Origin of the sequence: Brachybacterium sp. 107, from assembly GCF_052379725.1 — a bacterium.
Lineage (GTDB): Bacteria > Actinomycetota > Actinomycetes > Actinomycetales > Dermabacteraceae > Brachybacterium.
Window position 1 is genome coordinate 64,605 of the sequence record NZ_JBQSYW010000011.1, and the last position, 20,276, is coordinate 84,880.

The following is a 20,276-nucleotide window of genomic DNA, read 5'->3' on the forward strand; positions in this document are numbered from 1 at the left end:
GCCGGAATCGTGCGGGTGCCCAGGGCGGGTGCCCGAGGCGGGCTGTCCGACGGGGCTCGGGTCGTGTACCCCGGACGTGCACCAGGTGGCCCGGGGCGTGCACGAGGTGCTCCGGGGCGTGCACGAGGTGCTCCGGGGCGGAGACTGCGGCGACGTCAGCCGGCCCGGTGGAGCGTGCGCTGGATCGTCTCTCTCACCCGCCCGGCCATCCCGGGCCCGTCGACCGGGGCACGCCCGGCCACCTGGAGCGGGATGAACTCCGGCCAGTTCGGTCCGAAGTTCAGCAGACGCTGGAGGTCAGCGGCCGGATCGATCCGCGTCCCGGCGAGCTGCTCGTAGTCCTCGAAGAACCACATCGCGGCGTCGGAGGTGAACAGCACGGCGAGATTCAGGCGGCAGTGCCCCACGTCCAGGCCGCGGTCGGCGAGGCCGACGGTCGGCCAGTCCACCACCGCCGAGATGCTCCCGCCCTGCCACAGCACGTTGAAGTGCTGGTAGTCGCCGTGACTGAGCACGGCGCGCGCAGGATCGGCCGGGCGGGCCGCGAGCTCCTGAGCCTCGCGGGCGAGCCCATGATCGAGGGTGCCGAGCCATAGTTCCGGAGAGTCGGGTCCGATTGGGACGCTCGAGCTGTCGAGATTCCCTTCGAGCCAGCGCAGATCGCTCGAGGCCCAGAGCTCGCAGGCGGCCAGCTGCGGCGGCGGCACCGCATGGATCCGCACCAGCATCTCGGCGAGGCCCCGCACCCAGGAGCGCAGGTCCGGCGGGGAGAGCTCCACCCGGCCGGGAAGGAACGTCGTCACCGTCGTCGGACGGCCGGACGCGGAGCCATCGGGGTCCGCGGCGATCAGCGCGGGCACCGGCAGCCCGGTCCCTCGCAGGGTCTCCAGCCCGACGGCTTCGCGGCGGACCATGCCCTGCTGCCAGTGGCTGTCACCGGAGGGGGCCTCCGCCCGCGCATGGTCTCGCTCGGCGGGCCAGCGCCGCACCACGATGTCGGCCCCGCCGTCGGCCCGGCGCAGCTGCAGCATCTGCCCGGTGATCCCGCCGACCAGTGAACGCACCATCGCGACGTCGCCGACCATCGGGGCGAGCCAGGAGCGCAGGGCAGGATCGAGCGCCGGGAGCCGTGACGGATCGGTGGCCTGGTCAGGGTCGTGGTCCTCGGCGTGGTCCTCGGCATGATCCTCAGCGTGATCCTCGGGTGGGGGCATGGGGCCGACCCTGCCAGACGGGCGGGGCCACCTCAACGGATTTCCGGAGGCGGAGGTCCGGGGAATAGGTCGCCGGCCGGCGGCGTTGAGTCCTGATCCGTGCGGAGCTGCATCCTCACGACCCCACCTCAGGAGAGCCCATCTCGCATCCCTCTGCCGTCCTGCCCTCGGGAACAGTGCCCCTGGTCGCGGCGTCCGCGCCCGCCGCCGCAACACCACCCATCGCACCACCGGCCGCCGCACTGCCAGCCGTCGCACCGCCAGCCGCCGCGACACCACCCGTCGCACCACTGGGCGCCGCACCGCCAGCCGTCGCACCACTGGGCGCCGCACCGCCAGCCGTCGCACCACTGGGCGCCGCACCGCCAGCCGTCGCCACGCGCCCCGCCTCGAAGGAGACCTCCATGCCCCCTGAGACCGTTCTCCCCACCCTCGCCGAGCAGGCCGAGAGGCTCATCGCCCTCGAGGTGCACACCCTGGCCGGACGTCCGGAGCAGGCACTGCGCAGCGCCGTCGAGCAGTGGGGGAGCGATCGCACCGATGCGCTGCTGGCGATCGACCCGGCGCTCGCGCCTCCGTCGGCCCTCACCCCGCTGCTGCGGCGCGGGGAGAAGCCCGGCTTCGTGGTCGAGGACATGACCGACGTGGACCAGTTCGCTCCGACCGGCATCGAGCTGGGCGGCGAGGCGCTCTACCTCGTCGAGAACCTGGAGCGCGGGGACGAGTACGAGAACTGGTCCGCCGAGGAGGCGCTGCCGGCGATCATCGGCCGCGATCGCACTCCGCTGCTGCTCAGCGAGGGCATCCACTGGGCGCTCCAGCAGGGCGAGATCCTCGAGCGGGGCCACTGCTTCATGACGATCGGCTCCCGCCTCACGAAGCCCACCGGGAAGCTCGACTCCCGCACGCCGGCCCTGTGGATCAGCAACGGGACCGGACGCGACGGCAAGGACCGCAAGGACGCCCCGAAGCTCGGCTGGTGCTGGTGGGGCAACCGCCACACCTGGCTCGGCTTCGCCTCGGCCACCGGGCGAACGGCCGTCTGACCCCGGGTCGCCAGCCCCACGAGAACCAGCCCCACGAGCACCGGCCCCACGAGGAGGGGACCATCCGTCGAGCCTGCATTCTGTGTCGGTGAGCGCTCTCTCACCGACACAGGATGCAGGCTCGAACGCGACGAGCTCGGGTCGCCGGCTGATGGGCTCGGGTTGCTGCTTGATGTGCTCGGGTCGCTGACTGGCAAGCTCGGGTCGCTGACTGACCAGCACGGATTGCGGCCTGCCGAATACGGCTCGCTGTCTGGTCAGCGGTGGGCGTCGCAGGCTGCGAGCACGGCCCGGCCTCGACGCAACAGGGCGTGACCTCGACAAAGACATGGAGATCAGAGCGCGCCTGCCGGTATCTTCGCCTCATGACCTTCCCCTATGCCCCGACCTGGTGGGAGGAGCACGAGGCGATCGTGTCGCGCGCCGCCGAGGACGGCCTCTCCGTCGAGAATCCGCCGTTCTCCGCCGACCTCCTCGCGCTGCTGACGGACGTCGAGGCCGCCTTTGCGCAGACCGGCGCCGACACCCCCGGCTGGGAGGACCCGCACCACGACCCCACAGCACTCGGCGAGCGACGCGACAGCCGCGACGAGGAGTACAGCCGCAGCTCGGACCCCGGCAAGTATCGGATCCTGTGGACCCGTGCCGAGGCCTGGACCCAGGTGCTCACCGCGCGCGGCTGGGCCGACGCGGTCGAGATCGAGGACGGTGCGCAGGTCAGCTGGGCCGTCGACCCGCGCGTGGACCGCTATCGCACGACTGTGCTGCGCCCCCGTCGGCCCGGAACGCAGCCGATCGTGCTCGTCCGCACCGCCCCGGACGATGCCACCGGCAGCACCGATCTCGCCGCCGCCGACGCCGTGGTCCCGGACCTCGTCGTCGGCTTCGGGGAACCCGCTGTCGCGGTCCTGGAGCCGGACTGCCTGTGTGACGCCTGCGACTCCGGCTCCCGCGACCTGCTCGAAGTGCTCGACCAGGCGATCCTGTCGATCGTCGACGGCTCGAGCGAGGTGGTGAGATCGCCGGATGGCGCGAGCGCACGCACCTCCTTCGGCGCCGAGAGCGGCAGCGGCGCCGACGATCCCGCCACCACCCTGCGGCTCACCGCCGGTCCGTGGGCCGACGGCTGGGCGCCCCGGCCGCTGTGCCCGCCGATCGAGCCGCTCAGCCCGATCGAGTCGGCGTGGCAGGACGAGATGCTGCGCGACCCGTGGCCGACGCGCCTGCTCGACGCCGCGCTCGCCGTGCTGCCGGCTCCCCTCGAGGGGCGGATCCACCGGCTGCGGACGGGACGCTCCGCGCCGCCGACGAGGTATGCCACGGCGGTGGATCCGGACGTGGCGATCACCGCTCCGCTCGATGCGCTGGAGAACCCGCCCGCCGGGTACAACCTGATGCACCGCAGCGCTCTGGTGACTGCCATGGATTTCGAGACGGCCAGCTCTGCCGTGCGCGGCTGGGTGGTGCATCGGCGGGCAGGACTGCAGGTCTCTGCCTCGCACGGTCAGGCCGAGCCCGGAGCGCAGGTGCACCTGCGCCTGGGCATCGGGCCGCTCTCGATCCTCGCCCCCTGCCGCGTGCTGTGGGTGATCGATGAGCCGGACCGTGCCGGCTTCGCCTACGGCACCCTGCCCGGGCACCCCGAATCCGGGATCGAGCAGTTCACCGTGACCCGCGCTGGCGCTGGCGCTGGCACCGGCACTGGCACTGGCGCTGGCACCGACGTCGTGCGCTTCCATCTCGACGCGGTCTCGAAGCCAGCCACCTGGTACGCCCGGCTGGGCCGGCCGGTCTCCCGACTCGTCCAGGAGGTCGTCACCCGCCGCTACCTCCGCGCCCTGTCCACCCGCGCTGCCCCGGTATTCGATATGGCCCGACGCGTCGAATAGCCCCCTGGATAACGACATGCCAGGCAGTACGGGGTGGGCGGAGAGCATCCGACGAGTGCAGGAGTCCGGGGAGCACCCGACGAGTGCAGGAGTCCGGGGAGCGCGCACTCGCGTGCCTCGGGCCTGCACGCCGTGGCGCTGCTCAACGGCTCTGTCTCTCAGGAGTCCAGGTCGTGCCGCATCCCGTGGATGATCATGACGATCAGGTAGACGACGATCGCCGGCGCGAGATCCACCGTGATCTCCAGGACGTCACGCTGGAAGATCGCTGCGACCACTGCGACGATGACCGTCACCGCCACGACATTGAGCGCGAGGACGAGCGTCAGGTACTTCGCCCTGTCCGTCATCGACCCACCTCCTTCGCCTGTGTCGGCCAGCACCGTACATCGCGGGCCCCGTCCCAGAGGAATTGCGGTCCTCAGTCCCCGAAGAATCGCGGGCCACCTTCTCCCGACGAAGGCCATCTCACCCACGACGGCGCGCACGTCGGTTACGGTGACCGGTATCGCGTGCGATGACGACGTGACGAGTGGTCGGCGGCCCTGCCCGTCGGCCGCCTGTGCGCCCCTGTCGCCGCGGCCCTTCCCCGCCCCCGACAGGAGAGCCCCGTGAACTCCCTGATCCTCGCTGTGGTCGGCATCGCCATGATGGTCGCCGGCTACCTGCTCTACTCCCGCTACCTCGGCGGGCGCGTGTTCAAGCTCCGCGCCTCCTTCCGCACCCCCTCCCATGAGCTGGAGGACGGGGTCGACTTCGTCCCCACCAACAAGTTCATCCTGTGGGGGCATCACTTCACCTCGGTCGCCGGCGCGGCCCCGATCGTCGGCCCCGCCGTCGCGGTGATCTGGGGCTGGCTGCCCGCCTTCCTCTGGGTCACCCTCGGCACCGTCTTCTTCGCCGGCATGCACGACCTCGGCGCGCTCTGGGCCTCGGTGCGCAACCGCGGCCAGTCCATCGGCACCCTCTCCGCCCGCTACATCGGCGCCCGCGGCAGCCGCTTGTTCCTGGTGGTCATCTTCCTGCTGCTGCTCATGGTGAACGCGGCCTTCGCCGTGGTGATCGCAGGGCTCCTGGTCTCCACCCCCACCGCCGTGATCCCCACCTGGGGCGCGCTCGTGGTCGCGGTGCTGATCGGTCAGGCGATCTACCGGTTGAAGTGGAACCTGCCGATCGTCTCCGTCGTGGGTGTGGTGGCGCTGTACGCGCTGATCCTGCTGGGCGATGCGGTTCCCGTCGTGCTGCCGGAGACAGTGCTGGGCCTGTCCGCCGAGGCGTTCTGGATCGTGGTGCTGTTCGTCTACGCCGCGATCGCCTCCGTGCTGCCGGTGTGGGTGCTGCTGCAGCCGCGCGACTACATCAACGGTCTGCAGCTGTTCATCGCGCTCGGCCTGCTCTACGGCTCGGTGCTGATCTTCCGCCCCGAGGTGGTCGCCCCCGCGTTCAACGCGAACGTCCCCGAGGGGACCCCCGGCATCATGCCGCTGCTGTTCGTGACCATCGCCTGCGGCGCGATCTCCGGCTTCCACGGCATCGTCTCCTCCGGCACCTCCTCGAAGCAGCTGGACAAGGAGACCGACGCCCGTTTCGTGGGCTACTTCGGCGCGGTCGGCGAGGGCCTGCTGGCGCTCGGCGCGATCATCGCCACCACCGCCGGCTTCCGCACCATCGCGGACTGGGAAGAGGTCTACTCGGCGTTCAACGAGGGCGGGGTCACCGCCTTCGTCAACGGCGGAGGCTCGATCCTCAACCAGGGCCTGGGCATTCCCACCTCGCTCTCGGCGACGATCCTGGCGACCATGGCGGTGCTGTTCGCGGCCACCACGATGGATACCGGGGTGCGCCTGCAGCGGTTCGTGGTCCAGGAGATCGGGCAGGTCGTCGGCGTGAAGCTCGGCACCGCGGTCGCCACCGCGATCGTGCTGGTGGTGTGCTTGGGGCTCACCTTCAGCGCCGGGGCCGACGGGTCCGGCGGCATGCTCATCTGGCCGCTGTTCGGCACCACCAACCAGATCATGGCCGGGCTCACGCTCGCGATCCTGGCGGTGATGCTGATGCGCAAGCGCCGCCCTGTGCTGCCGATCATGATCCCGCTGGTGTTCGTGCTGTTCATCAGCGTGTACGCGCTGATCATCCAGCTCGGCGAGTTCTTCGCCGCCGGGAACTGGCTGCTGCTGGCGCTGGACGTGATCATCCTGATCGCGGCGGTGTGGGTGATCGTCGAATCCGCGGTCGCGCTGAACCGGGCCCGGAAGGACGAGCCCGAGCTCGATGACGAGGACGAGCGGGAGTCCGTCGGCGCCGAGGGCGGCTCCGGCGAGTGACCCGCGCGTCCACCCCAGCTCCCGTCGGCGGGTCCCCGGAACGGCCCGCCGACGGGGCGGCCCCCGCCTCCGCGCGGCCCTCGCTCGCCCAGCGCTGGCGGGCGTTCAGCGACGGACTGCACGAGTTCTACGTCGCCCCCTACCGGCGCACCTTCGCCCGGGCCCGACGCGACGAGGACGACCTGTTCCGGATGCTCGTGATGAGCGAGATGCTGGGCGTGCCGAACCCCGCCGCGTACTACACCGCCGAGCTGCTGCCCGTGCTCTACGACAGCTTCCACGACTGGCATCGCCGCGTGGGCATGGAGCGCTCACCGTTGGAGAACTACCGATGCTGCTGACCCTCGCCGCTGAGCGCCGCGTGCTGTTCCTGGGCGGGAAGGGAGGCGTCGGGAAGACCACCGTCGCGTCCGCCGTCGCCCTCGCCGCCGCGCGGAAGGGCCGACGCGCCCTCGTGGTCTCCACCGACCCCGCCCACAACCTCGGCCACCTCTGGGGCCAGCGGATCGGGGACCGCGCCACCCCGCTCGGGGACGGCGCAGACGGCCGGTTGAAAGGCCTGGAGATCGACCCCGACGCCACCACCGACCGCCACCTGAAGGACGTCGCCCACACCCTGAAGCGCCTCATGCCGGACACCCTCGCCGGCGAGGTCGACAAGCACATGGACCTCTCCCGCCGCTCCCCGGGCACCCACGAGGCCGCGGTGCTCGAGCGGATGACGGAGCTGGTCGAGACCGGACTTACGGACTACGACCTGGTCGTCTTCGACACCGCCCCCTCCGGGCACACGGCGCGTCTGATGGCGCTTCCCGAGGTGATGACCGCCTGGACCGACGGCCTGCTGAACCGCCGCGAGAAGTCCGCGAAGCTCGGCGCCGCGATGCGCGGGCTCGACGGCGACCGCGGGAAGACCGTGCTCGGGTCGACCGCCCCGCGGGACCCGATCGAGGAGCGCGACGACGAGATCCGCTCCATCCTGCTGCGCCGACGGGACCGCCTCGCCGGGCTGCGCGAGGTGCTCGTGGACTCCGCGCTCTCGTCCTTCGCGATCGTCCTGGCCGCCGAGCGCCTGCCGGTGCTGGAGACCATCGAGCTGCACGCGGAGCTCACCCGCACCGGTGTCGACATCGGCGCCCTGGTCGTCAACAAGCGCTCCCCGGCCGATCGCGGCGACTTCCTGGCCCGACGCCATGCCGTCGAGGACGAGCACCTCGCGACCCTCCGCGCCGCCCTGCCCCGCGTGCCGCTGCAGGAGGTGCCGCTGGGGGAGGAGGACGTCGTCGGCCCGGCCGCCCTGGAGCGCTTCGCTGCGCTGCTCTGAGTGCTCTGCGCGCTCCCCACGACGCCGACGCAGACGCCGACGCCGACGCCGACGCAGACGCCGACGCCGACGCCGACGCCGACGCCGACGCCGAGCAATCCGCTAGTGCACCGAGAAGCCGCCGTCCACGGCGATCGACCGCCCGGTGACATAGGCCGAGCCCGGGCCGGCGAGGAACACCGCGGCGGCGGCGAAATCCTCGGGCAGTCCGTTCCGGCCGACGACGGTCCGAGCTGCGAGGGCGTCGATGACTGCCGGATCGGAGATCGTCTCGCGGTTCAGGGGCGTGCGCACGAAGCCCGGGATCAGCACGTTCGCAGTGACCCCCTGCGACGACCAGGCCTCGGCCTGCACCCGGGCGAGTCCCTCCACCGCGGCCTTGGACACCCCGTAGGCGCCGCTGTCCGCGAAGGGCCGGTGGGCCTGCTGCGAGCTGATGTGGATCAGGCGCCCGTAGCCGCGCTCCGCCATCCCGGGGGCGAGGCGCTGGCCGAGCACGAACGGTGCGTCGAGGTTCACCGCCATGGTCGCGTCCCACGTCGGCTCGTCCAGCTCCGGCATCGGCGGGCGCAGGTTGATGCCCGCGCAGCTCACCAGCACGTCCACCTCGCCGGCGGCGTCGGCCAGGGTATGGGCGCCGGTCCGCGTGGAGAGATCGGCGCGGAGGCCCTCGGCGGTGCCGCCGTCGGCCCGGATCTCCGCGACGGCCTGGTCGATCGCGCTCTGCGTGCGGGCCGCGATCAGCACCCGCGCCCCGGCGCCGGCCAGGACGCCGGCGATCCCACGGCCGATCCCGGAGCTGCCCCCGGTGACCAGGGCCGTGCGTCCGCGCAGGCCGAACAGGGACTCGAGGGTGGGGGAGGAGCTCATCGCCGAAGCGTAGCGACCCCGTGCCCGCTCAGTCGGTGCGGATCACGGTGACGGGGCCTTCGTCGTCCGTCGGCGGCTCGAAGTGGTCGAAGTAGATCTCCGCGAGAGCGCGCGGCAGCTGGAAGTCGTCGCCGTGCTCCGCGGCCCGCGCGTCGACCCGTGCGAGCGCCGTCTCCCGGGACGCGAGGACCTGCACGATCTCCGGGGTGATGCCCGACGGGAGGAGCAGCGCCCGCCAGTGATCCCGCATCTCCCGCGACCAGAACGACAGGTCCAGCACCACGTCCTTCCGCTCGCGCACGCACGTGAGCAGGTGCTGCTCGAGCTCGGCCATGATCCCGGCGCCCGCGGCCTCCGGCAGCGGCATCGTGCGATGGCCTCGGGCCCAGGCCTCGGTGTCCACGGACAGCCGCACCATCCCGTCAGCCTCGTAGCGGCGCGCGATGGTCGACTTCCCCGAGCCTGCCGGGCCGCACATGAAGATCACCCTGCTCATCGCGCCAGCGTAGGGCAGAACCGGCTCAGCGGTCGCGTCAAGACATTCGGCCCCCAGCGTTGCCCCGACGCCGTGGAGGCGGAGAGGTCACGCTGGGGGCCGAAAGTTCGAAGGGCCGGCCGTATGCGCCAGGTTAAGCGCGCCGGGGACGCAGCAGCTCAGGCGGCTTGCTCGACCTCCGCCGGATTCGACCGCAGCGTCATGGCCAGCACGATCGCGGCCGTCGTGATCACGCCACCGAAGACGAACGCCCAGCTCGCACCGCTGGCCTGAGCATCCTGCGCCGAGGCGCCGGACTCGACTGCGAGGACCGAACCGAGCGTCAGCAGGGCGATGAACACCGCCGTGCCGAGCGCACCGGCGAGCTGCTGGAGAGTGTTGAGGATCGCCGAGCCGTGTCCGTAGAGCGACCGCGGCAGCGCCCCGAGGGACAGCGTCAGCAGCGGGGTCATCACCATCGCCATGCCGATGCCCAGCGGGATGTTCAGCGCGATGATCAGTCCCTGGGTGGCGTCCCCATCGAGCAGGAACACCTCGAGCCAGCTCACCAGCGCCATCAGCGCGATGCCGGGCACCACGATCGGACGCGGGCCCACCCGGTCGTACAGCGCGCCGACGAACGGACCGAGCAGGCCCGAGGCCGCTGCCCCGGGGAGCATCGTCAGACCGATCTCGAGAGTGCTCATCTCGAGCGCCCCGGTCATGTACAGCGGGAGTGCGACCACGGTGCCGAGCATGGTCGCGAAACCGATCAGGATCACCAGCACCGAGACGGTGAAGGTGCGCACCTTCAGCGGTCGCAGGTCCAGCAGCGGCTCGTCGCCGCGGGCGAGCATCCGCACCTGGCGGAGGGTGAAGACCGCCAGGGCGAGCACCCCGATCCCGGCCACCAGCAGCGGCACCAGCCGGCTGGTGCCCGAGACGATCTGGCTGATCGAGGCCAGCGCGTAGATGACACCGCCGAAGCCGATCGCGGAGAGCACCACGGAGACCGCGTCGAGACGCACCTTCTCCGGCTCGGTGTAGTTGCGCATGAAGATCAGCCCGATGGTCAGGGCGATCACGATGATCGGCAACATGATGAGGAAGAGGTAGTGCCAGGTGCCGTGCTCCAGGATGAACCCGGAGATCGACGGGCCCAGCGCCGGCGCGGCGGAGATCACCACGCCCACCAGTCCCATCACCAGTCCGCGGGACTTGATCGGCACCAGCGCGAGGATGGTGGTCATCAGCAGCGGCAGCACCATCGCGGTGCCTGCCGCCTGGACCACCCGGGCGCCCAGCAGCACCGGGAAGGTGGGAGCGAGCATCGCGATCACGGTGCCCACCAGGAACAGCAGCATCGCGGTGATGAACACGGCGCGCACCGACAGCCGCTTCATGAGGAAGCCGGTGGTGGGGATGACCACGGCCATCGTGAGCATGAAGCCCGTGGAGAGCCACTGGGCGGTGACCGCGGTGATCGACAGGTCCGCCATCAGGGTGGGCAACGCGACGGACAGCAGGGTCTCGTTGAGGATCATCACGAACGCGGAGACGACCAGGACCGCGATGATCGGGGCGACCTTGTAGGTGGTGGGTGCGCGGCCGTCCTTGACGGTGGTGCCGGGGTTGTCGGCTCCGTCGCGGGTGGCGTACTCGGCGTCGGCGGAGGCGGAGCCCCCGGAGACGATGCCGGGTGCATCGACGGCAGGGAACTCGCCCGTGGGCGGACGGGTGGAGGTCATAGGGGTGGCATGCTTTCTGCATCGAGGGACCGGAGGGCCGGAACCTGCACGTCCGCGCGCGCTTCGGGGCGGAGCAATCAGGTCACCATCCGGTGGGGCCGACGGGCAGTGCCCGCGACCCGGACGAGTCTTTCAGGTGCGTACGTATCCCTGTAAGGAATGTGCTGTACGCATCCCCAAACGCCGGACCGCGCTCCGGCATTCCCGGCCGCCGCCCGTCAACATTCCTGCGCGCTCCCCGTCGGCGATCCTGCGCCCGCTTCCAGACCCCTCCGAAATGTTCAGCACTCGGGATGGATCTTCGTCGAGCCTGCACCATGTGTCGGTGAGAGCGCCCTCAACGACACGTGGCGCAGGCTCGAGCGGGGAGCGCCCCCGAGCGGGTCGACGACGGAGCAGCGCGGGTCGACGACGGGACGGGCACGGACAAAATTTCGAGCGGGTCGACGACGAGATGGGAAGCACGACCAAGGGGACGAGGCTTCCCGGAACGGTCACCCGCGATGCTGGCGCCACCACAGCGCCGCCTGCACGCGGGAGTCCAACTGCAGCTTCATGAGCGCGTGCGAGAGATGGGACTTGACGGTCGTGATCTCGACGAAGAGCCGCGAGGCGATCTGCTGGTTGGAGAGCCCCTGCGCGACCAGGGCCAGCACGTCTTCCTCCCGACGAGTGAACGTGGGCTCGGAAAGTACGCCCGGGGCCGGCCGACTGTCGGATGCGGGGTCCGACGTCGGGACCGGATCGGATGACGGCTGCGGATGCTCGTCACTCTCCCGGCCGACGGACGCCGACCGCTCGCGCAGCGCCCCGACCACGGCGCGGGTCGCCGCGGCGGAGAGCACGGCGTCGCCGCGGTGCACGTCGCGCACCGCGGCGAGGATCCGCTGCGGATCCTCGGACTTCACGAGGTAGCCGTCGGCCCCGGCGGCGAGCGCCCCGAGCACATAGTCGTCGAGGTCGAACCCGGAGATCACCAGAACGTTCGCTCCGGTCTCGCGCAGTCGCGGGGTGATCTCGATGCCGGTCGCGCCGGGCATCCGCACGTCGGTCAGGACCACGTCGGGCCGGTGCTCGCGGGCGGCGGCCACGGCGGATTCCCCGTCGGCCGCCTCGGCGATGACGGTGATGTCCGCCGCGGAGTCCAGCAGCGCGACCAGGCCGGAACGCACCGCAGGGTGGTCGTCGGCCACCAGGACGCGGATCGGGCGGGTCGACGATTCGTCGGGTGCGGGTGCGGGTGCGGGTGCGGGTGCGGGTGCGGGTGCGGGTGCGGGTGCGGGTGCTTGCGCGGGCGCAGGCGGTCCGGGGCGCGAGGTCGCATCGGTCACGGTGTGGCCTCCTGGGCGGCGTGGGAGGAGGTGCGCGGATCGCCCTCCTCGGCAGTCGTCTCTGTCGTCTCTGTCGTCGGTGTCGTCGTAACCGTCGGTCTCGTGGTGGTCGTCGGTGGGGCCGGTGTCGTCGAGGGGGCCCGGTGCGCGGACGTCGGCCGGTCCTCCGGCGCATCCACCACGCTGGGCGCCCGCACGGGCAGCTGCGCGAGGACCCGCCAGACGTCGGCCTCCGCATCGGGACCAGGGCCGGAGGTGGCGCTCCCGCCCACGGCCGTCGCCCGATACGCGAGGGCACCGCGACCCACACCGGTGCCGGGCACGGAGCGCTCGGCGCGCCGGTTCCGCAGCTCGAGCGTGACCTCGTCGGCCCCGACGTCGATGCGGAGGGAGATCGGTGCCAGCCCGTGCCGCACGGCGTTCGTCGAGGCCTCCGCTGCGATGCGCAGCAGGGCCGCCTGCACGGAGGGCTCCACGCGCGAAGGATCCGTGACGGCCGGGTCGATCTCCACGCGGGCCTGCGGATCGCGTCCGCGCAGGCGCGTGGTCAGCGAGGGCCAGTCCAGGGTGACCGTGGGCTGGGTGCCGGACTCCGCGGTGGAGAGCACCCCGATCATCGAGCGCAGGTCGCGCAGCGCCGCATGCGCCGACTCCCTGGCGGTGACCAGAGAACGGTCCCGCGCCTCGGGCTGTTCGAGGGAGGCGGCGAGGTTGGTGTGGAGGGAGACCGCGCTGAGATGGCCGGCGATCACGTCGTGCAGGTCGTGGGCGATCGTGAGGCGCTCGGTCTCCACGGCCTGGGCGGCGCGGGCGGAGGCGAGCTCGTGCTCGAGATCGGCGAGGGACTCCGCGCTCAGCCGTGCGTCGCGATGGCGGCGCACCTCCCAGCCCCACAGCAGCGGAGTCGACAGCACGAGCGCGGCGACCAGCAGCACCACCAGGAGGATGGGGCCGGGGGCGCCGAGCAGCAGCGCGGCGAGGACGGCGATCGCCCCGGCGCCGATCGAGAGGATCGTGGTGACGCGGGCCAGCCGGATGCTGCCGTGCAGGACCGGGTCGAAGATCGCCTCGAACAGCAGCAGGTAGGCGGAGACCTGGCCGCCGACCACGATCTCCGCGATCGCGAGGGGCCCGGCCACGGCGAGCGGGATCACGGGTCGGCTGCGACGCCACAGCAGGCTGACGCAGGCGATCAGCAGCATCACCACCGAGATCCACGTCGGCCACCGCAGCGCGCCGCCGACGAACCCGGAGTTGCTGGCTCCGGTCGCCGCGAGCAGCACGACGACCACCGCGTAGCCGCCCGCCGCGAGCGCGTCGTGGCGCGTGAGCCGAGGGCGCTCGGGAGTCCCGAACGGGTCTGCAGACATGATCCGAGGTTACGCGGCCGGGGGCCAGCTCACCTGCCCCGGGAGCACAGTCGGCACCTTGGGAGGAGGACCGCGGAGGATGCCGTCGTCACGATGGAGGGCATGGAATCGCTCCCCGACGCCGTCGGCCCGCTGGGCCTGGTCCTGCTCGCCCTCGTGGACTCCACCTCGATGGGCACGCTGGTGATTCCTGTGATCCTGCTCGTGGTGGGCCAGGGCGGGGCGCTGCGCATCGCCGGCCGCACCCTGCTCTACCTCGCGGTGATCGGCGTCTTCTACCTCCTGCTGGGGATCGCGCTCCTGGCCGGGCTGCTGCCGCTGATCGACTCCTTCGGGCACCTCCTCGCCTCTCCGGTGGTGATGCTCGCGCTCGCCGTGGCCGGGGTGCTGCTGGTGGTCTGGTCCTTCCGTCTGGACCCGAAGTCGGTGCGCAAGCGCGGCGGGGACCCCGAGGCGTCCGCCCGCCGCTGGACCGATCGCGCCCGACGGGCCTCCGGGCGGCCCGGCCTGCTGATCTCCCTGGCGCTGCTGGCCGGGGTGATCGAGGCGGCCTCGATGATCCCGTACCTCGCGGCGATGGGGATCATCGCCGACCTGGGGATCGGGTTGGGCGGCGGAGCCCTCGTGCTGGGGGGCTACTGCGCAGTGATGATCGTGCCGGGGGCGGTGCTGTGCGGCGTGCGCGCCGCTCTGGGTGCGCGGGCCGATGCCCTCCTGGACCGCGTCCACGAGTGGGCGGTGAAGAACGTGACCAGCGCCTTCTCCTGGGTGGTGGGCATCATCGGCGTGATCCTCCTGCTCAACACGATCGGTCCTGCCCTGTCCCTGCTGACCGGCGGTCAGGGCGCCTGAGATCCGGCCCCGTATGCTCAGCGCCTCAGCGCCTCAGCGCCTCAGCGTCCGGTACGTCGCCCACGCCGAGCGGGCGGAGTCCACGACGACGACCGCGGGGTCTCTGCTCGAGCGGCACCCGGTGCCCGCGTCCTCGCCCCGACGGCCCGTGGTGACCGCGACCGTCAGCGCGAAGATTCCCAGGCCGAGCGTCGCGAACTCGACGGTCTCCCCGATCAACCCGGCCAGGAGGGCGAGCCCCTCATGGTCTCGCCCGGTCAGCTCATGCTCGAGCCCGGTCACGGGGACCGTCACCACGAGGCCGATCCCGAGCAGGACGGCGCCTGCGGCCAGCCAGGGGAGGGCCGGGGCCCGACCGGAGCGCCCAGCACGGCCAGAGCGACCCTGCAGCGCTGCGACCGCGAGGAGCGCAGCCGCGACGCCGAGCAGGGCCAGCCGGAGCAGGGACACCTGGCTCATCAGGTCCGCCATCCCGGCGAACCCTTCGCCGTGCAGCGAGCCGAGGGGGAGTGCGCGATGGCCGAGGAACCCGATCAGCACGCCGAGCATCGCGAGCGCGCACCCGCTGAGCGCGAGGACCAGGGAGGCGCGGGGCGTGGTGCGCCGATAGACGATCAGGAGCGCCAGTCCTGCCAGGGGTGCGAGCAGACCGACGAGTTCGAGGATGCGGATCATGGACAGGGCTCCTTCGGGGGCAGTGCGCGGCCGACGGGATCGGCGTGCTCTCCGGTTATGGCACACGCGTGCTAAAATAGTAGAGTCGATCGCCGGTTCTGGCAAGGGCGTGCTATAAAAAGGCATGCCCAAGATCGTGAACCCCGAGGAGCGTCGACGCGCCATCGTCGAGGCCGTGTTCGTGGTCGTCGCCCGCGACGGCCTCGCACGCGCCTCCCTGCGCAGCATCGCCGCCGAGGCCGGCCTCGCCATCGGCTCCGTGCGCCACTACTGCGGCAGTCAGCAGGAGATCCGGGAGCTGGCCGTCGAGGCCTTGTCCACGGGATTCGAGGACAGGTTCCGCGCGCACCTCGCGGATCTGCCCGCCGTGCAGGCCGGGGCTCTGTCCCGTCGGGCGCTGGCGCAGCGCGCGCTTGAGGAGCTGCTGCCGCTGGACGAGCGGCGCCGATCGGAGATGGCGGTGTCGCTGGAGTTCACCGTCGCGGCGCGCACGGATCCGAGCGTCGGCCCGCAGGTCGCCCGGCTCCGTCGGGGGATGGTGATGGTCGTCGCACGGATCCTCGCCGGGCTCGAGCAGGCGCAGGCGCTGCGCGAAGGGGTCCAGGTGGAGGTCGAGATCGATCGCCTGGCGGCACTGCTGGACGGCCTGGCGCTGCGCGGACTGGACCCCGAGGAGCTGTCCCCCCAGCGCGCTCGGGACGTGCTCGTGCGCCATCTCGACGACATTCTGGAGCCCACGAGCCTCTGAGCGGGCCCGAGCGCGCCCGGACGGCCCGGCACCCGGGTGGGTTCCCCGCCGTGACCTGGTGCCTGCGCGGTAGCATTCGAGGACGACGGCTCCGACACCGGGGCTGTCGGGTGCGACGGACCGATGAGGGGGCAGGGTGATGGCATCCCCACAGTGTTCCGGCGATCTCGCCCGTCACGCCCGCACCGTCGGTCCGGGCCCCGTCGACCAGGAGGTCCCTCAGTCATGAGCAACGGCGTCACCGGCTCCACCCACCGCACGGCGGTGACCCTCTCGGACGTCGCCCGCGCGGCGGGAGTCTCCATCGCGACCGCCTCGTTCGTGCTCAGCGGCCGCGACGGCAGCCGCTCGGCCGGCTCGCCCGCCACCAAGGCGAAGGTGCGCGCGGCCGCGGAGGAGCTCGGGTACGTGCCCAACCGCAACGCTCAGGCGATGCGCACCGGCCGCGGCGGCGGCATCGTGCTCGCGCTCGGCACCCTCGATGACCCGTGGGGCGTGCAGCTGGCCACGCAGGTGAGGGAGGATGCGCTCGAGCACGAGCTGTCCACCCTGGTCCTGGCCGATGAGCGCTGGAGCGAGTACCTCTCCGGGGCTTCGGCCGACGCCGGCTTCATCACCAGCGTCGACTTCCAGGAGGACGGTCCCGAGAAGGTGCGGCGACTGGCCGCGGCCGTCCAGACCGGGATCGTCGCCTTCACCGCGAAGATGGAGCCCGAGGGGTTCGACGTCATCTCCTCGACGCCCTACTGCGCGATCGCCAAGGCCTACGCCCGGCTGCGAGCCCGCCACGAGACCGTGCACCTGCTGGCCCCGGATCTGGCGGACCGGATCCCCGGCACGATCAACCACCCCCGCACCCTCGCCTTCCTCGACGCGGCTCACGAGCACGGGGACGAGGCGCCCGAGCGGCTGCTCCGCCTCACTCCGGAGAGCGGCCGCGACACCTATCTGGCGAGCATGGAGTGGCTGGTGGCGCCCGACCGTCCCCGCGCCGTCATCTGCTTCACCGGCTATCAGGCCGTCGCCCTTCAGCTCGCGGCCGAGCGGCTCGGGCTGAACGTCCCCGACGACCTCGAGATCATCGCCATCGGCGACGTCCCCTCCGAATCCGAGTACTTCGGCCCGATCAGCTACTACGGCGTGGACGACGTCTTCGCCCGCATCTCCGCCGTGGTGATCGACGCCGCCCGCCAACGCGGCGAGCGAGCCGGCGAGAAGCACACTTTCGACTGGGACTTCTTCCCCGGCGCCACCACCCACCTCGACGAATGAGCCCGATGCCCTCCACCACCTGGACCCTGCCCGGCCTGCACCTGAGCGACATCACGCTGCCCGTCCCGCTGGACCACGCCGACCCCGCCTCGCCGACGCTGGAGCTGTTCGCCCGCGTGGTCGCGGAGCCCGACGGCCAGGACCGCCCCTTCCTCGTCTACCTCCAGGGCGGCCCGGGATCCGAGGCACCGCGGCCTCTCGAGGCAGGGTCCCCGTCGTGGCTCGCCCGCGCCCTGCGCGATCACCGCGTGGTCATGCTCGACCAGCGCGGCACCGGCCGCTCCACGCCCGTCGGCCTGGATGCACCCCTGCCCGAGGGTGCGATCGACGGCGCGACCACCCTGCGTGCGGCGAGCCCTGCGCAGCAGGCCGACTACCTCACGCACTTCCGGGCCGACGCGATCGCGTACGACGCCGAGCTGCTGCGCGAGCACCTCGATGCGTCGAGCTGGTCGCTGCTGGGGCAGTCCTTCGGCGGTTTCACCACCCTGCGCTACCTCAGCGCCCACGCCGGCAGCGTCGACAAGGCCCTGTTCACGGGCGGGCTGCCCACACTGGGTTCAGATATGGACGCCGTCTACGCCACCACCTGGGACGGCATGATCGACCGCAGCGAGCGCTACTGGGCACGCTTTCCCGACGATCGTGACCGCATGCGCCGGCTCTCGGATCTCGCCGGGGCCGGGCAGCTGCGACTGGCCGACGGGCAGAGCGTGGGAATGGAGCGCCTGCGCCGCCTCGGCCATCTGCTCGGCGCCTCCGGCGGCCAGGAGCGCCTGCACTACCTGCTGGATCTCGAGCCGACATCGCCGGCCTTCCTCCACGACCTCGCGGCTGCCCTGCCCTTCAGCGGTCGCAACCCGCTGTACGCCGTGATCCACGAGAGCTGCTGGGCCGACGGCGTGGCCACCCGCTGGACCGCCGACCGCATGATGCCCGAGGCGGTGCGCCAGGATCCGACGCTGCTGGGCGGCGAGCACATCCATCGCGACCTGTTCGCGGAGGACCCGGAGTTCGCGCCCTGGGCCGAGGCCGCCGATCTGCTCGCCGAGCACGAGTGGCCCCGCCTCTACGACGAGGACGCCCTGCGCGCCGCCGACGTTCCCGGCGCGGCCGCCGTCTACTACGACGACGCCTACGTGCCGCGCCAGTACTCCCTGGCCACGGCGGAGCTGCTCAGCGGCGTGACGCCCTGGGTCACCAGCGAGTACGAGCACAACGGTCTGCGCGCCAGCGGCGACGGGGTCATCGACCACCTCCTCGATCTCGCGACCGGCCGCCGCGCCGCCTGACGACCTGACCGCCTGAGCGACTGAGCGACTGAGCCGTCTGACCTCAGAGCCGCCTGAGAGCAGAGATCGTCGTCTCAGCAGCCGTCGGCTCGCGCCGTCTGCTGACTCGGGCCGCCCGCCAGCCCGGACTGCCTTCCAGTCCGGACTGCCTTCCAGCCCGGACTGCCTTCCAGCCCGGACTGCCCGCCAGCCCGGGGTGCCCGCTTGCTCGGGCTGTCTGCCGTCCCGGGCTGCCGGCGATGCTGTGATCCGCCACACAGCTCCTCGTCGACGTGCCTGGCTGCAGGCTCGACGCGACATGCATTGGTGACCAGTGGTCGGTATTGGCTCGACTTATTAGTGCGTTGGAACTAATAATGCTCATCGTGGCTGCGTCGAGCGGCCGGCAATGACGCACATGCGGCACATGACGAAGGAGTCCACCCGTGACGACACCCTCAGGCGGGACCGGTTTCGCCCCGGATCCGACCATCGACCTCCAGGGCAGCCCGAACCTGATCGGACCGAAGCTCCCGATCCCTCACCTCGGCATCAAGCCCGAGGCCAAGAGGCCCATCTGGTTCATCGCGGGCCTCGTCCTGGCGCAGTTCGGAATCTTCGTCGCGCTGCTCGGCCCGGCCACCGTGTCGATCCAGATGAAGGCACAGACCCTGACCACGGATCCTGCCGAGCAGGTCGCGATGACAGCGATGGTCATCGCGCCCGGCGCGCTCGCGGCGGTCATCTTCAACGCGGTCGGCGGGCGGATCTCGGATCGCACCACCTCCGGTCTGGGCAGGCGTCGACCGTGGATCGTCCTCGGAGTCCTGGGCCTGACCCTCTCGCTCCTGCTCATCGCGCTCGCCACCGGCCCGCTGATGATGGCGATCGGGTGGTTCCTCGCCCAGGCCTGCGCGAACCTTGGCTTCGCCGCGTACCTCGCGTCCGTCGCGGACCAGCTGCCCTCCGAGCAGTACGGCAAGACCTCCGGCCTGATCGGTATCGCCCAGAACTCGGCCATCATGGTCGCGACTTGGCTGAGCGCGGCGTTCTCCACCAACATGCTCCTGCTCTTCATGGTCCCGGCGGTGCTCGGACTGGTCCTGGTGGTGGCGTACGCACTGATGCTCCCCGAGCCGGTGCTCAAGGAGAACCGCTACCCGTTCAACCTGAGGGAGCTGATCGCGACCTTCTGGACGAACCCCGTGAAGTACCCGGACTTCGGCCTGGCCTGGTGGGGCCGCTTCCTGATCATCCTGGCCTCCTACCTCTTCGTCACCTTCCGGTTGTTCTACATGACCAACCACCTCGGTCTAGCCGCCGGCGCCGCAGCGGCCGCGGTCGCCGTCGGAGTCACGATCTACACGGTGGCCTCGATGGTCGCGGGCCTGCTGGCCGGGTGGATCTCGGACAAGCTCGGGCGGCGCAAGGTCATGGTCGCCGTCTCGATCCTCGTCTTCGCGATCGGCACCTACGGGCTCCTCCACGCGGACACCGTGACCGGCTTCTACGTCTGCGAAGCCATCATGGGAATCGCCTACGGCATGTACCTCGCCGTCGATCTCGCCCTCGTGTTCGAGGTGCTCCCGGATCGGGAGAACACCGGCAAGCATCTGGGCGTGTTCAACATGGCCAACGCTCTGCCCCAGTCCCTGGCCCCCAGCGTCGGAGGATTCCTGCTCGCGAAGCTCGGCGGAGGCACCGACTTCACGGCGCTGCTCGTCGCGGCCGCGATCTCCGCGGTGCTCGGTGCGATCATCACGATGTTCATCCGCGGCGTGAAATAGAGTTTGCCTGACATCGACGGCCGGGACGGAGCGATCTGTTCCGGCCGTCCTGCTTCCATCACTCGAAGGAGACCACGCGA

At 71.3% G+C, this 20,276-nt stretch carries 18 protein-coding genes; 10 read left to right on the forward strand and 8 right to left on the reverse strand.

Features of this window, described 5'->3' with window-relative positions; genetic code table 11:
- Positions 1-155 precede the first annotated feature (155 nt).
- Positions 156-1,214, reverse strand: coding sequence for a phosphotransferase family protein (locus tag ACT3UL_RS12780; protein ID WP_444578635.1), 1,059 nt, complete (start codon positions 1,212-1,214; stop codon positions 156-158).
- A gap of 404 nt (positions 1,215-1,618) precedes the next feature.
- Between ACT3UL_RS12780 and ACT3UL_RS12785 the strand changes: the two genes are divergently transcribed.
- Both ACT3UL_RS12785 and ACT3UL_RS12790 read left to right on the forward strand, forming a co-directional pair.
- Positions 1,619-2,260: a DUF5701 family protein gene (locus ACT3UL_RS12785; RefSeq protein ID WP_444578636.1), complete on the forward strand. Its 642-nt coding sequence runs from the start codon at positions 1,619-1,621 to the stop codon at positions 2,258-2,260.
- A 365-nt stretch (positions 2,261-2,625) separates the two neighbouring features.
- Positions 2,626-4,149: a DUF1990 domain-containing protein gene (locus ACT3UL_RS12790; protein ID WP_444578637.1), complete on the forward strand. Its 1,524-nt coding sequence runs from the start codon at positions 2,626-2,628 to the stop codon at positions 4,147-4,149.
- A 158-nt stretch (positions 4,150-4,307) separates the two neighbouring features.
- Here the strand turns inward: ACT3UL_RS12790 and ACT3UL_RS12795 are convergent, their stop codons facing one another.
- Positions 4,308-4,499 (reverse strand): hypothetical protein, encoded by a 192-nt coding sequence (locus ACT3UL_RS12795; protein WP_444578638.1) that lies wholly within the window; start codon positions 4,497-4,499, stop codon positions 4,308-4,310.
- 261 nt (positions 4,500-4,760) lie between these two features.
- On the opposite strand from ACT3UL_RS12795, the gene ACT3UL_RS12800 reads away from it, so the two are divergent.
- The 3 genes from ACT3UL_RS12800 (at position 4,761) to ACT3UL_RS12810 (ending at position 7,797) form a co-directional block, all read left to right on the forward strand.
- Complete coding sequence (locus tag ACT3UL_RS12800) at positions 4,761-6,473, forward strand: carbon starvation CstA family protein (protein WP_444578639.1); 1,713 nt, start codon at positions 4,761-4,763, stop codon at positions 6,471-6,473.
- 116 nt (positions 6,474-6,589) lie between these two features.
- Positions 6,590-6,814: a cory-CC-star protein gene (locus ACT3UL_RS12805; RefSeq protein WP_444578692.1), complete on the forward strand. Its 225-nt coding sequence runs from the start codon at positions 6,590-6,592 to the stop codon at positions 6,812-6,814.
- The gene (locus tag ACT3UL_RS12810; protein WP_444578640.1) at positions 6,805-7,797 is read left to right on the forward strand and encodes an ArsA family ATPase; all 993 of its coding nucleotides are present in this window, start codon (positions 6,805-6,807) and stop codon (positions 7,795-7,797) included. The genes ACT3UL_RS12805 and ACT3UL_RS12810 overlap by 10 nt, the downstream gene beginning before the upstream one ends.
- A gap of 102 nt (positions 7,798-7,899) precedes the next feature.
- Here ACT3UL_RS12810 and ACT3UL_RS12815 read toward each other — a convergent pair whose 3' ends face one another.
- The 5 genes from ACT3UL_RS12815 to ACT3UL_RS12835 all read right to left on the reverse strand — a co-directional run bounded on the left by ACT3UL_RS12815 (position 7,900) and on the right by ACT3UL_RS12835 (position 13,591).
- A complete protein-coding gene (locus ACT3UL_RS12815) occupies positions 7,900-8,667 on the reverse strand; it encodes an SDR family NAD(P)-dependent oxidoreductase (RefSeq protein ID WP_444578641.1) in 768 nt (255 codons plus the stop codon).
- Positions 8,668-8,695: 28 nt separating this feature from the next.
- A complete protein-coding gene (locus ACT3UL_RS12820; RefSeq protein ID WP_444578642.1) occupies positions 8,696-9,163 on the reverse strand; it encodes an AAA family ATPase in 468 nt (155 codons plus the stop codon).
- A gap of 158 nt (positions 9,164-9,321) precedes the next feature.
- A complete protein-coding gene (locus ACT3UL_RS12825) occupies positions 9,322-10,890 on the reverse strand; it encodes an MDR family MFS transporter (protein ID WP_444578643.1) in 1,569 nt (522 codons plus the stop codon).
- Positions 10,891-11,384: 494 nt separating this feature from the next.
- Complete coding sequence (locus ACT3UL_RS12830) at positions 11,385-12,095, reverse strand: response regulator (protein ID WP_444578693.1); 711 nt, start codon at positions 12,093-12,095, stop codon at positions 11,385-11,387.
- A 122-nt stretch (positions 12,096-12,217) separates the two neighbouring features.
- Positions 12,218-13,591, reverse strand: coding sequence for a sensor histidine kinase (locus ACT3UL_RS12835; RefSeq protein WP_444578644.1), 1,374 nt, complete (start codon positions 13,589-13,591; stop codon positions 12,218-12,220).
- 102 nt (positions 13,592-13,693) lie between these two features.
- Here ACT3UL_RS12835 and ACT3UL_RS12840 point away from each other — a divergent pair, with 102 nt between their 5' ends.
- A complete protein-coding gene (locus ACT3UL_RS12840) occupies positions 13,694-14,443 on the forward strand; it encodes a GAP family protein (protein WP_444578645.1) in 750 nt (249 codons plus the stop codon).
- A 33-nt stretch (positions 14,444-14,476) separates the two neighbouring features.
- Here ACT3UL_RS12840 and ACT3UL_RS12845 read toward each other — a convergent pair whose 3' ends face one another.
- Entirely contained in the window at positions 14,477-15,118 is a 642-nt protein-coding gene (locus tag ACT3UL_RS12845; RefSeq protein WP_444578646.1) for a hypothetical protein, read from the reverse strand.
- A gap of 124 nt (positions 15,119-15,242) precedes the next feature.
- Between ACT3UL_RS12845 and ACT3UL_RS12850 the strand changes: the two genes are divergently transcribed.
- The 4 genes from ACT3UL_RS12850 (at position 15,243) to ACT3UL_RS12865 (ending at position 20,196) form a co-directional block, all read left to right on the forward strand.
- Positions 15,243-15,866 carry a TetR/AcrR family transcriptional regulator gene (locus ACT3UL_RS12850; protein WP_444578647.1) on the forward strand — a complete coding sequence of 208 codons (624 nt, stop codon included), beginning with the start codon at positions 15,243-15,245 and terminating at the stop codon, positions 15,864-15,866.
- A gap of 225 nt (positions 15,867-16,091) precedes the next feature.
- Positions 16,092-17,138, forward strand: coding sequence for a LacI family DNA-binding transcriptional regulator (locus tag ACT3UL_RS12855; protein ID WP_444578648.1), 1,047 nt, complete (start codon positions 16,092-16,094; stop codon positions 17,136-17,138).
- Between the two features lie 5 nt (positions 17,139-17,143).
- The gene (locus tag ACT3UL_RS12860; protein WP_444578649.1) at positions 17,144-18,430 is read left to right on the forward strand and encodes an alpha/beta fold hydrolase; all 1,287 of its coding nucleotides are present in this window, start codon (positions 17,144-17,146) and stop codon (positions 18,428-18,430) included.
- Between the two features lie 425 nt (positions 18,431-18,855).
- A complete protein-coding gene (locus ACT3UL_RS12865; RefSeq protein WP_444578650.1) occupies positions 18,856-20,196 on the forward strand; it encodes an MFS transporter in 1,341 nt (446 codons plus the stop codon).
- Positions 20,197-20,276 lie beyond the last annotated feature (80 nt).

What these genes read in the sequence shown, in the direction of transcription:
- ACT3UL_RS12780 (WP_444578635.1), bottom strand. Translation starts at nt 1,214, where the DNA reads ATGCCCCCACCCGAGGATCACGCTGAGGATCATGCCGAGGACCACGCC.
- ACT3UL_RS12785 (WP_444578636.1), top strand. Translation starts at nt 1,619, where the DNA reads ATGCCCCCTGAGACCGTTCTCCCCACCCTCGCCGAGCAGGCCGAGAGG.
- ACT3UL_RS12790 (WP_444578637.1), top strand. Translation starts at nt 2,626, where the DNA reads ATGACCTTCCCCTATGCCCCGACCTGGTGGGAGGAGCACGAGGCGATC.
- ACT3UL_RS12795 (WP_444578638.1), bottom strand. Translation starts at nt 4,499, where the DNA reads ATGACGGACAGGGCGAAGTACCTGACGCTCGTCCTCGCGCTCAATGTC.
- ACT3UL_RS12810 (WP_444578640.1), top strand. Translation starts at nt 6,805, where the DNA reads ATGCTGCTGACCCTCGCCGCTGAGCGCCGCGTGCTGTTCCTGGGCGGG.
- ACT3UL_RS12815 (WP_444578641.1), bottom strand. Translation starts at nt 8,667, where the DNA reads ATGAGCTCCTCCCCCACCCTCGAGTCCCTGTTCGGCCTGCGCGGACGC.
- ACT3UL_RS12820 (WP_444578642.1), bottom strand. Translation starts at nt 9,163, where the DNA reads ATGAGCAGGGTGATCTTCATGTGCGGCCCGGCAGGCTCGGGGAAGTCG.
- ACT3UL_RS12825 (WP_444578643.1), bottom strand. Translation starts at nt 10,890, where the DNA reads ATGACCTCCACCCGTCCGCCCACGGGCGAGTTCCCTGCCGTCGATGCA.
- ACT3UL_RS12835 (WP_444578644.1), bottom strand. Translation starts at nt 13,591, where the DNA reads ATGTCTGCAGACCCGTTCGGGACTCCCGAGCGCCCTCGGCTCACGCGC.
- ACT3UL_RS12840 (WP_444578645.1), top strand. Translation starts at nt 13,694, where the DNA reads ATGGAATCGCTCCCCGACGCCGTCGGCCCGCTGGGCCTGGTCCTGCTC.
- ACT3UL_RS12845 (WP_444578646.1), bottom strand. Translation starts at nt 15,118, where the DNA reads ATGATCCGCATCCTCGAACTCGTCGGTCTGCTCGCACCCCTGGCAGGA.
- ACT3UL_RS12850 (WP_444578647.1), top strand. Translation starts at nt 15,243, where the DNA reads ATGCCCAAGATCGTGAACCCCGAGGAGCGTCGACGCGCCATCGTCGAG.
- ACT3UL_RS12855 (WP_444578648.1), top strand. Translation starts at nt 16,092, where the DNA reads ATGAGCAACGGCGTCACCGGCTCCACCCACCGCACGGCGGTGACCCTC.
- ACT3UL_RS12860 (WP_444578649.1), top strand. Translation starts at nt 17,144, where the DNA reads ATGCCCTCCACCACCTGGACCCTGCCCGGCCTGCACCTGAGCGACATC.